General features: G+C 33.2%; 10 protein-coding genes. 1 reads left to right on the top strand and 9 read right to left on the bottom strand.

Annotated elements, in window-relative coordinates; all coding sequences use genetic code 11:
* Nucleotides 1-11 precede the first annotated feature (11 nt).
* The 7 genes from P178_RS0112495 to P178_RS0112465 form a co-directional block, all read right to left on the bottom strand.
* Nucleotides 12-1,754 carry a carboxypeptidase-like regulatory domain-containing protein gene (locus P178_RS0112495; RefSeq protein WP_027066535.1) on the bottom strand — a complete coding sequence of 581 codons (1,743 nt, stop codon included), beginning with the start codon at nucleotides 1,752-1,754 and terminating at the stop codon, nucleotides 12-14.
* 87 nt (nucleotides 1,755-1,841) lie between these two features.
* Nucleotides 1,842-4,490, bottom strand: coding sequence for a carboxypeptidase-like regulatory domain-containing protein (locus tag P178_RS0112490; protein WP_027066534.1), 2,649 nt, complete (start codon nucleotides 4,488-4,490; stop codon nucleotides 1,842-1,844).
* Between the two features lie 130 nt (nucleotides 4,491-4,620).
* On the bottom strand, nucleotides 4,621-5,967 hold the full coding sequence (locus P178_RS0112485; protein ID WP_027066533.1) for a M24 family metallopeptidase: 1,347 nt from the start codon (nucleotides 5,965-5,967) through the stop codon (nucleotides 4,621-4,623).
* Nucleotides 5,968-6,064: 97 nt separating this feature from the next.
* Nucleotides 6,065-8,158 carry a VWA domain-containing protein gene (locus P178_RS0112480; protein ID WP_027066532.1) on the bottom strand — a complete coding sequence of 698 codons (2,094 nt, stop codon included), beginning with the start codon at nucleotides 8,156-8,158 and terminating at the stop codon, nucleotides 6,065-6,067.
* Between the two features lie 93 nt (nucleotides 8,159-8,251).
* The gene (locus P178_RS0112475) at nucleotides 8,252-9,322 is read right to left on the bottom strand and encodes an AMP-binding protein (RefSeq protein WP_027066531.1); all 1,071 of its coding nucleotides are present in this window, start codon (nucleotides 9,320-9,322) and stop codon (nucleotides 8,252-8,254) included.
* On the bottom strand, nucleotides 9,315-10,274 hold the full coding sequence (locus tag P178_RS0112470; RefSeq protein WP_027066530.1) for a CPBP family intramembrane glutamic endopeptidase: 960 nt from the start codon (nucleotides 10,272-10,274) through the stop codon (nucleotides 9,315-9,317). The genes P178_RS0112475 and P178_RS0112470 overlap by 8 nt, the downstream gene beginning before the upstream one ends.
* Nucleotides 10,265-11,317: an o-succinylbenzoate synthase gene (locus P178_RS0112465; protein ID WP_027066529.1), complete on the bottom strand. Its 1,053-nt coding sequence runs from the start codon at nucleotides 11,315-11,317 to the stop codon at nucleotides 10,265-10,267. The genes P178_RS0112470 and P178_RS0112465 overlap by 10 nt, the downstream gene beginning before the upstream one ends.
* Before the next feature lie 54 nt (nucleotides 11,318-11,371).
* On the opposite strand from P178_RS0112465, the gene P178_RS0112460 reads away from it, so the two are divergent.
* The gene (locus P178_RS0112460) at nucleotides 11,372-12,157 is read left to right on the top strand and encodes an SDR family oxidoreductase (RefSeq protein ID WP_316930012.1); all 786 of its coding nucleotides are present in this window, start codon (nucleotides 11,372-11,374) and stop codon (nucleotides 12,155-12,157) included.
* A gap of 2 nt (nucleotides 12,158-12,159) precedes the next feature.
* Here P178_RS0112460 and P178_RS0112455 read toward each other — a convergent pair whose 3' ends face one another.
* Nucleotides 12,160-14,112, bottom strand: coding sequence for a histidine kinase dimerization/phosphoacceptor domain -containing protein (locus tag P178_RS0112455; RefSeq protein WP_231500545.1), 1,953 nt, complete (start codon nucleotides 14,110-14,112; stop codon nucleotides 12,160-12,162).
* Nucleotides 14,113-14,534: 422 nt separating this feature from the next.
* Entirely contained in the window at nucleotides 14,535-15,296 is a 762-nt protein-coding gene (locus P178_RS0112445) for a LytR/AlgR family response regulator transcription factor (protein ID WP_027066526.1), read from the bottom strand.

Raw genomic sequence — 15,296 nt, 5'->3', positions numbered from 1 at the left:
GTAAACTGGGGTTAATTAGCAACCATACTTACAGCATTTGATACTGAAAACAATTGCTGATTTACATTACGTAGACCAAGTTTAAATACCTTTGTTTCTTTTCGTTGCGATGCACTACCGTAATTATAATAGACAGTGGCTTTCAAATATGTAGGAGTCAAACTTTTATTACCTAAATACGTAGCATTAACCAACCAATTACCACGAAGCGTATCATCTATTAAATATTCTTCACTAGAGAAACCTGAACGTTTTTCGCTTTGAATTCTCTCAGCATTTGCAACTAATGAATGCTTACTTTTATAGTATCTCTTTTCTGGGTTTACAAATTGTAATTCAAATTCTGCCTCACTATCACTCCATTCAAAAACCAAGCGTGTTCCTTTAAAATCATCATCAAGTTTAATTTCATTCACCCTATCTGTTGAAACTAAATCAGCGCCTTTTAAGGATATTAAATTATTTAAATCTCGATCCATAATGGTTTTCACTTGTTCTTCTTTTTCCAATAATTCTTCTGCCAATAAATAATCATAACGCATGTACATTGCTGCAGCTTTCTGATTTAAACCTAATTCTCTATAACTATTTGCCAAGTCTAAATAAGATTGTGCATATTCTGCTCTGAGTGTATATACATCTTCATATAATTTATTTGCCTTTTTAAACTGTCCCTGTGCTTGATAAATATATGCAAGAGATTTTAAAGCTATAGGATTACTACTTATAATGCTTTTATTATCCTCAACAATCATATCAGCAAAATCTTGATTATTCCATCTATTAGAAAAATAATCGTAGGCATCTAAAACATAGTAAAAAGAGCTACTATATTTTTTAATTTGTTTAGCATAAATAGCCTTAGCATCTTCTTCCGTACCAGCTCCTAAAAGCTCAATTAAATAGTTTGGTCTCCCTTCGTTAAAATCAACAGTGTTTAGCGCTGAATTATCATATTTATTATTTTTAACTTTTGCATAATCAATAGGTTTACCATCTACCGTTCTAGAATATGCACTAGCTTTAGTGTTAATCACAATAACGCCTCCAGCTCCTATAGACCCATATCGTGTAGTCATAGCTAGATTATTTAAAACAGCCAATCGTTGAATAGCAGCGGGTGCTATCCAAGTAGGAGTTTGAGTCAATACCTGTCCATCAACATCATAAACCGCAGGTGGTGCTTGACTAACGGAATTTAACCCTCTAATATATATTAGACCTCCATATACGCAATCACCTACAACGTTTACTCCTGGAAACTCATTTTTCATTAAGTCAAGAATACAAATACCAACATCATTAATTTGATTTTCTTGTAAAAATCTAATTTTGCCTGGTGCAGTCTCGCTATCTAGAATACCATATGCCGTTTTTATAAGATTTGGGTTATAACTATACTCTTGTTGTAGCTCATTCTGTGATTTTCTATTGCTACCTTTTACAGTAACCTCATCTAGTTGATGTATCTCCTGACTCATTTCTATATTCAATATACGCGTAACGTCTTCAACTAGAATTTGAACATCATTTAGACCAGGATAAGTATATTGAATGACATCTCTTGGCTCAGCTGATATCTGGTAAAACCCGTTTGCATCTGTCTTGGTCGCAGTTTCTGAATCTATTATAGAAATCTGAACATTCGACAAGGGACTATCCATTTGTGTAACCTTACCTTTCACAGTATTACTTTGTGCTTGAATATTCGTGACAAAAGTTACTAGGACTAGAAGAATCAGAATATTTTTCATAGAAATATTATTAACGATTACATTAATTTATAGTATCAAAAATTAAACCATATTAAAGTTTTATGAAATAAAAACATCAAGAATATATTAATTCAACTTATCCACCCCTAAAGTCGGTAAATAAAATAGGTTTTGATTCACATTTTTTAAAGACAACCTATAAATTCTAATAGTACTTTCTTCATTATCTGTACCGTAGCCAGAGAAAGCAGTCACTTTTAAATAAGTAGGCAAGCCGCTTTTATTCCCCTTATAATTTATATTTATAATCCACTCTCCTTTAATATCACTTTCAAGGAAGAACTCTTTACTAGATGAATATTCTGGCTTACCAAAATATTCATTTTGATTGTTTAACGATGTACTAGAAACAAAATAACGATTTTCTGGATTTACGAACTGAAGGTCAAACTCAGCCTCATCATCGTTCCATTCAAAAAGAAGACGGGTATCTGTACCTTCGCGCATAGCCGCCATTTCTTTTAAATCTTCTGAACTTATGGTATAATCGGTTTTATGCTCTAAAAAGTGATTGAACTCAGTTGTAATTACGGGATGTAATCCTATTGTATCTGCCACTAGAAAAGAATCGTTCAATAATTTGGTGTACCTACTATAAAGATTAGCTGCCTTTTGTACCTCATTTACCTCAACATAGCTATTCGCCATATCCCGATACGATTGCGCATAATTAGGTCTTTTTACAAAAATGCTGGTATATAGTTTGTTTGCTTTTTCAAATTCACCTTCTCGCTGATGAGCATATGCCAATGCCTTCATTTCATTGATGTTATTCTCAAATAACGATTGATGATTGGAAATGATATCATTATTGAATTTTTCTTGCTCCCAATTGGCAGTAAAATAAATATAGGCATCAAGAAAAAACGAAGCAGAACTACTATAAAGCTTCTCATTTTTTTGGTATAATTTTTTAGCCGCTTCAAAACTATTACTAGCAAAAAGAGCTTGAAGGTAGCTTGGTAAATTTTTATTCACCTGCTCTTTACTTATAGCATCGTGTTCATAAACATTATTTCGAATTTTAGCTTGATCTATATTTTCTGCACTCCGCTTTCTAGAGTAAACGGCCGCTTTAGTTCTGATTGCTACAATTCCCCCTGCAGCAACTTGTCCGTATCTAGTAGCAGCTGCCAAACCTGGTATTACTGCCACCCTATCAATTGCTGCAACATCTAAAAAATAAGGCACCTCTTCGTAAATTATACCATCAACTTCAAAAATTGCTTTTCGGTTATTGTTAATTGAACTGAAACTACGAATAAAAACATACTTTTCACGATAAGTTTCCCATAATACACGCAGTCCAGGCACCTTTCCATCTATAGCGTCTAAAATATTTGCCCCAGCCAAGTTTAAATCTTTACCGTTTACAATAGTTATAGCATTGCCTGTTGTTTTCTTATCAATAGTACCAAAACCTGTTTTAGCAAATTGATCACTAGTTAAATACTCAGAGAACATTTCTGCCTCGGTTTTCTTTAAACGCGCTCTTTCAGTAACAGTAACACCTGCTAGTTCTTCAACCATCACATTCATGGTGACGTTGATATTATGTATGGTCTCCAATACGGTACGTTCCACTTTTTCGAAACCCAAATAATCAAAACTAATGACATCACCTATTTGTGCCATAATGGTATACCTACCATAGGCGTCTGTTTGGGTCTGTTTTAAAGACGCTGTTATTTGAACGGTAGCATTTTCAACAGGCTTACCATTATTAAAAACAAAACCTGTAATTGATCTATGCGTTTTAATAGGGTTGGTATTTATTATTGGAGTTTTAAAAGAACTTTGAAGAGTTTTGTTTCTGGAATAATTTGATATTTGAGAAATGTCACCATCACTCAAAGTAGAAGTATTTACATAAAAAGTCATTGCATCTCCCCTGAACGTTTTCCATTGTCCTTGACTCACATATCTTCTGTAAGATGTGCTTGGTCTATAATCCGCAGCCAAAACCAAGCCCACACGTTTACCATATACTTTCAATAATTCTAGACCAATACTAAAATCTTCATCTACAATAAGGTTGTACGGCTTTAAATCTACGGTTACCTTTCCAGAAGATTTGCCTATCATTTTGGTAACGTTCTTTTTCAATAATTTATCTTCAGGATAGATGGTGCCACCTTTATATACATTAATGCGCAACAATACACTATCAGAATAATTTTCGTTTACATAAAAATGAAAATCTTTTAAGTAGTGCTTCTTCTTATCTACGCTTATTCTTGTTACCAATTCAGCACCCAATGAACCATCACCTTTCCAATACCCGTACTTGTTTTTACTGGGATAGGAAAAACCAACGACATCATCTTTTTTACTTTTTAAAAATTTAGCTGATACAATCGCCTCATTTAATTGCATTGCTTCAGGTTGCATAACAATTTTTTGAAACAGGGCATTATTAAAATTTACTTCTGAAATTTTGAACTGTACGGTTTTATAACCTACAGATGAAAATTGTAGTATATCATAATTAGAAAAATTAGTTTTATCTATCTCTAGATTAAATTTACCATCAAAATTACTTACGGTACCTACGCCTTTATTTACAATACCAATATTTACAAATGGAAGCGTCTCTTTCGTATCAGAATCAATTACAACTCCTCTTACCTGATCTTGAGCAAATACACTAAAATTTAATGCACATAAAAAATAGAAGAAATAGAGATATTTATAGCGTTTTAATTCAAGAACCATAGACAAATGTAATTAGCTGTTATTCAGACACCTTTTTAAAGATATGAATAACAGCTAATTAAATAATACTATCTTAAAAATAAATAAGAATTTTATTACATAAGCAATAAACAAACCTACATATCAAAAATCAATTACCTTGATACCCTTTTACACGTGGAATTAATAAAAGTTCTGTCTGTCGCCCATTAACATATCTAAACCCATCTTCACCATAAAAACCAGCTTCTTCAAGCATAATTCTGATATCTCTATTCCATTCAGGTATAGTAATAGTAGTATTCAATTCTATAGCATAAACCGTATTAGGATTTAATGGATAGTTTTCACCATCGTCACGCATTACGCCACCTTGAGAATCCCACATTCCAATAGTAGTACCTGCAGAATGACCGTACATACCTAACGGGTGGGTATAAATGGAAGGCTTTAATCCTGCCCCTTTAGCCTCACTCAGTGATTTAGCTAGAATCTCGTTCCCGGTCCTTCCCGTTATCATATTATTGGTAAGAAAATCTTGCACTTTATTCCCGTCTTTTAAACCGTTAACCAAAAATGCAGGTGCAGATGTTTCTTCTGGTTTTAAGACATAGGCTAACTCTTGGCAATCGGTATTTAAACGTAAATAAGTGATACCAAAATCGCAATGTACCAAGTCCCCTGGCAGAATTACCGTATCCTCAGGTCTACCTGAGAATGAATATAAATGACTTACCAATTCCTCTTTACTTCGTTGCACATCGATTGTTGGATGAAACCAAGTTTCAAGCCCTAAGTCAGTTACCTTTTGACGCATCCACCATTCTACATCAGAAGTTGTTGTAACACCAGGTGTAATTACCTTTTCAGAAAAAGCTTCTGCAATAATATCATGTGTAATATCTACTAATTGGTCATATATAACCATTTCGCGTTCAGATCTTGTTTCGATCCAACGAACAGCAAGTTCTTGTGCAGAAACTACTTTAGATGAATATTTTTTTGGAAGATTAGCCATGAACTCTTCATAATCTGTCTTTACCAAACCATCAGCTATATTGTGATCTGCGGAATAATTAAGTCCGATTTTCTTCGGATTTCTTTCGGATATCAACTGCATTAATCTTTTCCACTGATTTGGCTCTTTCTCCTTATCCCATGCAGAAACAATATTCTTACCGACATTATAACGAGCTACGGCTAGCTTTTCAATACTATTTTTTGCCTTATCCCTATAAAACAATAAGATTGTTCTTCTACGCGCATTTAACCACGTAGCGGGAAGCATAGTTTTAATTACAGGATCTTCGTTATACTCTCTTGAAATAACCACCCACATATCTAAATCTGCGGCATCCATAAGTTCAGGCAACAAATTATTGAAACGGTCGTCTAATATTTCATCAATCACCTGCGCTCTTTCTTTTTCATTTAGAATTTGCTGAGCATTAATTTCCCCTATAAAAATTAGGCATACAAAAAGGAATAGTTTTTTCATGAGTGTTGTTTGGTTTAAGCCTTGAAAATACAAAATAACACACATTAGAAATACCCTATTCCTTTAAAATCAAAAGAATTTTACATTCTAGTTAAATTCAATAGTTGTCTGTTACCAATTTCTCATTTATACTTTTAACCAACCTGATAAATTCAGCTCTATACCCGTTTTTATCAACACCTCTACCGTTCTCTGCTAATACAATGACATCATTTAATGAAGCTTTATTATTAAATGCTGACTTTCGTAATTGTTGACCGAATAAAGCAACAGCTGCAGAGAATTGAAAATCTTTTGACATTTCTTGAGTATTCGAATTTTGGACATGAACCAACTCTATACTCTTATTACCTTCAGGTTTTTTGTATCTAAATTTTACAGTGAACAACTCATCGGAAAACTTATCTCCTGATACAACCTCTGTATACCTTAAGTCATGTGTTTCTTTAACATAGTCAGATGCCACACCTGCTTCTACTATCTCGTACAACGCAGTTACCTTATGTCCACTACCCAACTCTCCTGCATCTTTGGTATCATCAATAAAATCTTCATCAGCCAACAATCTGTTTTCATATCCAATCAATCGATACGATTTCACTTTTGCAGGATTAAACTCTACCTGTAATTTTACATCTTTTGCAATGGTAAATAAAGTACCTCCAAATTCCTTCCCGAATAACTTTTGAGCTTCTTGCATGGTATCTATGTAACCATGATTTCCGTTCCCTTTATCTGCCAAAGTTTCTAATTTGGAATCTTTATAATTCCCCATACCAAAACCTAGTACAGAAAGAAACACTCCCGATTCTCTTTTCTCTGTAATCAAATCTTCCATGTCTTTGTCACTAGACAGTCCGACATTAAAATCACCATCGGTTGCCAATATCACTCTATTATTACCACTCTTCTTAAAATGTTTCTCTGCCAATTTGTACGCTAATTGAATACCTTCTCCACCAGCTGTAGAACCGCCAGCCTCTAAGTTATTTAAAGCGCTCATGATTTTCTCTTTATTGTTACCAGATGTAGGCTCTAATACTACACCGGCTGCACCAGCATAAACAACAATGGAAACCCTATCTTTTTCTCTTAACTGATTTACTAATAATTTAAATGCAGATTTCAATAATGGTAATTTATTATCACCAGACATAGACCCAGAAACATCTATAAGGAAGGTTAGATTAGATGCTGGTAATTCTTCATTCAAGTATTCTTTACCCTGCAAACCAATACGCACTAATTTTGTATCTACATTCCAAGGAGTTTGTGCTACCTCGGTGTTTACAGAAAAAGGATGCTCATTTATTGGTTGTGGATAGTCATAATCAAAGTAATTAATCATTTCCTCAATTTTGACTGCATCTACCGGAACTTCTTTTCCGTTATTTATAAACCTCCTAACATTACTATATGCTGCTTTATCAACATCTATAGAAAAAGTTGACAACGGATTTATGTCGACATTTTGAAACTGATTTTCTGTAATTCGCGCATAATTTTCATCCTCTTCTATAACATAGTTACCTTTTACGGTTTGTAATATTATACAACCATACTTTGCACGTGGTCCATATAAATTTTCTGCATCGGAAACCTTTAGTTCTTTTCTGTTTTTAATATTTTTATTATCTAGACTTTCAACAATACCATTGTATTGCTTTTGAATGGGTATACCATCTACAATGTATAAAGGGCTTTTTACTTGATTTCCTTTACTTCTCTCTACTTCTGAACCCATACTGCGTATTTGTACACCACTTACCTTGCCTTGCAAAATGCTACTAATATTTTTGGTTGGAGTTCGTTTAATTTGGTTACCACTGACCATAGAAACCGAACCAGTTATTGATTTATAATTTCTAGTGCCGTACCCTAATACAACTACTTCTTGTAAAGCTTCATAGTCCTCCTCAAGCGAAACATTGATAACTGCAATATCCCTTATTATTATAGCTTGTGATCTATAACCAATATAAGAAAATGTCAATTCAGCACCTTTTTGAACCGTTAATTCATAATTACCATCAAAATCGGTTTGGGTACCATTATTAGTCCCTTTTTCTACTACAGTTGCACCAGGTAAAGGATAACCTGCGTGATCAGAAACAGTACCACTAATTTTAACTTGTTGCGAAGACAACAGCATACTACTAAGCAGAAAGAATAGGAAAGTTGCATTTTTCATAATAATTGATTTAAAGTTTGAGCAATAAACCTATTAAGAAAGAAGATTTTAAAAAACGAAAAATGAGTGAAGCCTACTTTAGAATGAGGGAAGTTATGACTTCAATAAGGTCATGGTTTCTTTCCGCTTAACCTTTCCACTATCCGTACGTAGGAATACAGGAATAGTTTTAATTTGACGTGGCACTTCGTACTTAGATAAAAGAGTACTTGAAGCAATTTTCTGCAATACATCTTTCTCTTTCACGGTACCTTCTAAAACCAAGACTAACTGCTCCCCTAGTTTTGTATCTGGTAAAGAAGCAATAAAAAAAGGCTGGTCTATACTATTTGAAAGTTTAGACTCTATCTGCTCCGGACTAAGTTTAATTCCGCCAGAATTAATTACATTATCAATTCTTCCTAACCATTTAAAATCAGTTTCAGAAACTAATTCAACGACATCATTAGTAACTACAGTTTCATCTGAAATCTTTGGCGCATTAATCACCAAACACGCTCTGTTATCTTTAGATATTTCAACGTCTGGTAAAATAGAAAAAGGTGCATCTTCTGCTACACCATTATTCAAGGGCTTAACTGCAATATGCGTTATGGTCTCTGTCATACCATAGGTCTCATAACTAGCATTGGATATACTTTTCATTTCCTTTCTCAATGAGGTAGCAATAGGAGCACCACCAACAATCAACTTGTGCAACAATGAAAGCTTAGGTAGTGAATTAGCAACTTGAAAGGGAACCATTGCTCCAAAATCAAAAGACCTATTTATATCTTCTAACGGATTTGAAGTAGGTTCAACAAAATGAATATCTAAGCCCAAAACCATAGCCCTAACCAACATCATTTTACCAGCAATATAAGTAGCAGGCAAACATAATAAGGCAGAAGATTTTGGTGATAGATTAAAATAGCTGCCTGTTGCCAAAGCACTATTCTCCATTTGTACTTTCTTTAAAACAATGGTTTTTGGAGTACCCGTAGACCCGGAGGTTTGCACTGAAATAGTTGGAGAGTCATCTATCCAATCTAAAATAAACTCACCAATATGCTTTTCAAACTGTTCACCTTCTTTTATAAAACTGTAACTAAGCTCTGTTAAATCGTTTAGAGAAAGAACTTTACCATGAATAGCAAAACTAGGGTGTAAAGAAGATTTACCCATTGTCTAGATTTTCAAGCTTGAAAAATTCTTCTTTCGAAAGCACCTTACCGGTTAATTTATCTTTCCAATTGGTCCAGACATACTTTTTAGAAAAAACTAATAAGAGTATCGGAAAAACCACAAAAACAGGAACTAGCATATCCCAGCCTAAAACTGGTTCTGAAACATCTCTATATAACGAATCTACACTAAACGCAGTCCAATCTGCAGTCACCAATAACGCTGCCGTTAAGTTGTTTGCCGCATGAAAACCTAATGCAAGTTCTAAGCCTTCATCCATCAATGTAATGATACCTAAAAAGAGCCCTGTTCCAATGTAGAAAATTAATATACCATACCCCAACTTATCTACTTCAGGGTTCATGATATGCAACATACCAAACAATAATGATGTAAATAATAAAGGAAACCACCTATTCTTAGTAATTATGCCTAAGCCCTGCATCATATAACCTCTCATTAGATATTCTTCCATACTGGTTTGTAGAGGAATCATTGCTATTGCAATAACCGCTAAAACTAAAAATGGAACTAGCTGAAAGTTAAATTCATAGTCTTCTGGCGATAAATAAATATCTAAAAATATGAAGGCTACAGAAATTGTAGCCCAGAGTATAAATGAAAAAGAAACTCTTTTCCAATCTATTTTTTTTCTTGATGTAGTTAAACTCTTTAGTGATTGTTTATGAATAAATTTTACTACTAAAAAAACAGCTATCAATCCAAACACAAAAGTTAAAAGCATGAAGAACAAAAATGTATTTGAGCCCAGCACATTAGACATTTCTGTAATATTGCCGCTAATCATAGCAGACATACCTCCTTCTTTAGTCGCCAAGGCAGCCAATAATGGAAATGCCCCTAAAAATTGCCAAACTATTACAATGCCAACAATTCCCAAAATATACCGCCAACTATCAATTAGGCCTTTATACGCTTGTTCTATATACATAAACTTTCAATTAAATTCTTATTCCATTTTTTAGAGCTGTTATAAAACAAGCCTCCATTATCAACTTCTAACGGACTCTCTATATTATTTGTAAAAAGAGATCCGGTGCCTAACCCTTGCGGCATTTCATTATGTAGTGTAGCTGTCCACTGCGCAATAGCATTTAAACCAATATTACTTTCTAATGCACTCGTTACCCACCACCCTATATTATTCTTTTCTGCAATAGAAATCCATTCACTGCTTCCTGCAAAACCACCAACCAAACTTGGTTTTAAAATAATAAATTGCGGCTGTATAGTTTGTAGTAGTTCTGCCTTTTTTGTTACATCTACAATACCAATAAGTTCTTCGTCTAAAGCAATCGGCAGAGGTGTATTGCTACAAAGCTTTTTCATTTCTTCTATTTGCCCTTGCTTAATAGGCTGTTCAATAGAATGTAAATCTAGTTTAGATAAAACATCTAGCTTAGATAAAGCTTCTTGTGGAGAAAATGCTCCGTTAGCATCTACCCGTAATTCAATAGCTTCTTTTGAATAACGTTGTCTAATAGATTTTAACAATGCTATTTCAGTATCGAAATCTATTGCTCCAATTTTCATTTTTATACAAGAGAAACCATCATTTAGTTTATCCTCTATTTGTTGATGCATAAATTCTTTATCACCCATCCAAACCAATCCGTTTATAGAAATTGGCTCTTGATGATTTATAAAAGAAGATTCAAAAAGGTGAAAAGAATCTTGTGAGCGAAGTGATAAAAAAGCTTGCTCCACTCCAAATTGAATACTTGGAAAATTTTGCAACTGCTTTAGTAATTCAACTTTACCTAAATCAAGATTATTGCTAACCCAAGTGCACTTTTCTTCAAATTCAGGAACATCGTCAAAACTTAGCCCCCTAAATAATCCACATTCACCAACACCCCATGCTCCCGCTTCTTCCAAAAAAAGAAAATAGGTCTCCTTAGTACGCAAAACACCTCTAGATGTGCCACTCGGATTTTTAAAATTTAGGAGATACTTTTTAAATGTAGCCTTCATATAATCCTTCAAATTTAACTATATTTTGAGTTTAATAACGATTGAATGACAAGTATGAAGAATAAGGTGATTTGGATAACGGGGGCATCCTCTGGAATTGGAGAAGCATTGGCATATCAATTAAATAATCTAGGAGCAAAAATAATCCTTTCCGCTAGACGGGAAGATGCATTATTAAAAGTCAAAAGTAACTGTAAATTTGCTGAAAATGCAATCGTTCTACCTTTAGACCTAGCCCAATTTAACACACTAGAGAGTATTACTGAAAACGCGCATTCTATTTATGGGAAAATTGACATTTTAGTTAATAACGGCGGACTTAGCCAACGTTCTCTTATTATTAACACCAAATTTGAAGTATATCAGCAAATGATAGATGTTAATTATCTGGGTACTATTAAATTGACCAAACACCTCTTACCTTATTTTATCGCGCAAAAAAGTGGACATTTCGTTACCATTACTAGCTTAATGGGCAAATTTGCTTCGCCATACCGCTCAGGATACTGTGGTGCTAAACATGCACTACATGGTTTCTTTGATGCATTAAGAATGGAGCATGAAAAGGATAATGTTAATGTATCTATAATTTGCCCAGGATTTATACAAACCAATGTGGCTAAAAATGCACTTACCGGTGACGGTTCCGCTTTACAGAAAGAAGATGCCGCAACCGAAAATGGTATGCCCGTAGAAAAATGTGCTGCACAAATTATTACCGCAATTAAAATGAACCGCTTTGAAACTTACATTGGTGGTAAAGAAAAGTTTGGTATTTACTTGAAAAGATTCTTCCCAAAATTATTACATAAAGTGGTTTTAAAAAGTAAGGTTAGGTAACCCTATTTAAAATTAAACCAAAAACGAACTCCATCTTGCGTTTTATCTGTATTCAATGAAGTCTGGAGTTGATTTGCCAATCTACTCATAAGACGTATTCCCATTGAAGAATTAGCACGCTCTTCTGAATCCTCAGGTAAACCAATGCCATTATCGGTATATTCAAAAAAGCCTTCTTGACCTAAAATTTTACGTAAGTGAATATAGATTTTGCCATCGCTATCATCATCTGGAAATGCATATTTAAATGAGTTGGAAACGAGCTCGTTTAATATAAGACCAAATGGAATTGCTCTATCGATATCTAGCTCAACGCCTTCCGCATCAATAGTAATACTAATATTATGCCCGCCTTTTTTATAAACAGATTGTATACTATTAATTAAGCTTTCAATATACCCTTGCATTTCAATAACAGATAAATCGTCATTTTGATATAATTTCTGGTGAATTAAAGCCATAGCTTTCACCCTACTTTTCCCTTCCTCTAATGCTTCTATTGCGGCTTTACTGCGTGTATTCTTAGTTTGTAAGCTCAGCAAACTAGAAACCATTTGTAAGTTGTTTTTAACCCTATGATGAATTTCTTTAAGTAATGAATCTTTCTCTACCAATGAATTTTCAATGATGAACTTCTGCTCTGCTATTAAACGTTGATTCTTTATACTTTTTAAGTATGCATAAACTAAACCAGCAAAACCAATCAGTGTAAATATCAAGGAAACAAACACCAAACTAATTTTATCATCTCTTGCTTTAATATCTTTTCTAGATTCTTCTAACTGAGCCTTTTGTTGCTCCATCATTTTTCTAGAATTCTCTAAATCTTGTGCAACAACAGATGTTAATTGTTGGTTTTTAATATTCGATGCTAACGCATCAATAGAGTCTCTAATTCTTATATTCTTTTTTAAGTAAACCGTTGAATTTTTAAAATCTCCTGTTTTAAAATAGTAATCCGCATAAATTCTATTTCGTTTTAAAATGTTATCAGATTTAATAGGATTAAGGTCGTCACTTAAATAGTCAGTGGCTTTGGCGTAATTATCTAATTTCAAATAACATTCCGCTAAAGCTAAAGTGTTCTCAATAATATCTGATGAAAATTTACTCTTATTATATTTTTTGATAATTTCCCTACTCTCTTCTAGAAACGGAATTGCCTTTTCATATTCTCCTAACTGAACATGACACTTACCAATATTACCAATTATAATACCATTTAGAATTCTACCATCAGCAATTTCTTTATCAGAATGCTGATTAGTTACATCACTTAAGAAAACCTTTATTAATCCTTCGGCTTTTTTAAAATAACTAAGAGATGTAGGTGTAGATTTATCTAATCTTAAGTAATTACCAATAGTATTATTATAAATAGCTTGACCGTAGTAATCATCTTCTTTTAATTCTTTTTTCTCCTCGGTCATATAATCACGCATAGCTTTTCTATACTGACCAAGACTTGCATAAATGTCATAAAAGGCGACATCGTTAGTCAAGCCTAACTCACGCTTAACTCTTCTTATCTCAATTTGCTTATCGTACAATTGTAACATAGCATAATTGCTATCCAAAATACCGAGAATTGTTTGCTTAGATTCTATATCTAATTTTTCTAGATCTTCATACAGAGGTCTAGCAATGCCCAAACTCTTCTCATAATTCCCCAAATCATAATAAATTTGAGACTCTATAAGCTGATAATTACGAATTGAAACTGAATCTTTAGTCTTCTCAGAACTGTTTAGATAAACTTTCACGGTATCTAACCAATCGTAAGGGGAGTTCTGATTGTAACGGTTTGGTGTATTAAAAAAGAAGAATGAACGTAATTCACCATTCTCTAAATCTTGAAATTGCTTGTAGTAATCTTCATTCTGAGTCTGCACATTATCTTGCGCAATTACAAGGCACGTAAAAGCACTAAAAAAGACAGTGCATATAAATCTCAAAATAATATGTTTTTTCATATCTCAATAAAAGCAGAATCAAACTTAAACCTAATACCTGATACTACTAATTTTTTGTTGTGAGCTATTATTAATTGACCATCAACTAACAATAAGTTCAAAAAGCGTGTTCTACGTACTTTTTAATAATTCTATAAAAATTGTGGTCAATCCCTATTTTAAAAACACATTTAGGGATAAAAACGCTTCAATTCCTATTACCTCAAAATTATAAATAAGCCATAGGAACTCGCATTATTTGTTGTGTAACTATCAATAATTGTGGTGAAACGATTTTTACCTTTACAAATACGTCATACAACGGCAAAAAGATACCTTTTAACGATGAATAAACACCTTTTATCTAAACTTAATTCAAAAAAAAACACCTTAAAAAGGTGTTTTTATATGTTATAAATCTTAGCTTATGAATTCATAGCTGAAATAATAAATTCTTTAAAATCTTTAGAAATTGGTATCAACGTATTGTTAATCATGATATCTTTAGAATTAATAGCATCAATATGATCTACATTTACAATGTAAGATTTATGTGCTCTGTAGAATTTGTTCTGCGGTAATTTCTCTAAATAATCTTTTAAAGGCGAACGTACCAAAAACTTCTTATCAATCGTATTTACTTCTAAGTATACATTATCGGCTTTAATAAATTGAATATCCCCGAATTGTATTCTATAGTATAAATGCTGTTTTTTAACAAAAATTGAATCTTTCAAGATTGAATTTGACAACGGCACATCTTCGGTATTATCTTGTGGAGCATTACTATTACTAGCATTTTGCTTTCCATATATAAAATTAGATAATGCTATTTCTATAGAAGTATATAAATCTTGCTGCTCAAAAGGTTTTACCAAATATCCATTCGGCTTTACAGTTTTAGCATTCTCAACCGTAGCACGGTCTGAGTTAGATGTTACAAAAATGAAAGGAATATCGTAATTCTCTCTAATATGCTTACCTAAGTCAATACCCGTTTTATCTGAAGCTAAAATGATATCAATAAGAACTAGATCTACCTGTTGGGTTTTTAAAACTTCAACAGCCTGTTCATAAACAATTACGTTATCAACAATTTCATATCCTATTTCCTCTAGCATAGATTGCATATCATCTGCTATGATGACATTATCCTCAACAATTAGAATTTTTATGGGTTGTTCCAA

This window comes from Maribacter sp. Hel_I_7, assembly GCF_000688315.1.
GTDB lineage: Bacteria > Bacteroidota > Bacteroidia > Flavobacteriales > Flavobacteriaceae > Maribacter > Maribacter stanieri.
Note: the sequence above shows the minus strand (reverse complement) of the source record. Positions and strands in the feature narration are given on the sequence as shown.

What these genes read in the sequence shown, in the direction of transcription:
- P178_RS0112495 (WP_027066535.1), bottom strand. Translation starts at nt 1,754, where the DNA reads ATGAAAAATATTCTGATTCTTCTAGTCCTAGTAACTTTTGTCACGAAT.
- P178_RS0112490 (WP_027066534.1), bottom strand. Translation starts at nt 4,490, where the DNA reads ATGGTTCTTGAATTAAAACGCTATAAATATCTCTATTTCTTCTATTTT.
- P178_RS0112485 (WP_027066533.1), bottom strand. Translation starts at nt 5,967, where the DNA reads ATGAAAAAACTATTCCTTTTTGTATGCCTAATTTTTATAGGGGAAATT.
- P178_RS0112480 (WP_027066532.1), bottom strand. Translation starts at nt 8,158, where the DNA reads ATGAAAAATGCAACTTTCCTATTCTTTCTGCTTAGTAGTATGCTGTTG.
- P178_RS0112475 (WP_027066531.1), bottom strand. Translation starts at nt 9,322, where the DNA reads ATGGGTAAATCTTCTTTACACCCTAGTTTTGCTATTCATGGTAAAGTT.
- P178_RS0112470 (WP_027066530.1), bottom strand. Translation starts at nt 10,274, where the DNA reads ATGTATATAGAACAAGCGTATAAAGGCCTAATTGATAGTTGGCGGTAT.
- P178_RS0112465 (WP_027066529.1), bottom strand. Translation starts at nt 11,317, where the DNA reads ATGAAGGCTACATTTAAAAAGTATCTCCTAAATTTTAAAAATCCGAGT.
- P178_RS0112460 (WP_316930012.1), top strand. Translation starts at nt 11,372, where the DNA reads ATGAAGAATAAGGTGATTTGGATAACGGGGGCATCCTCTGGAATTGGA.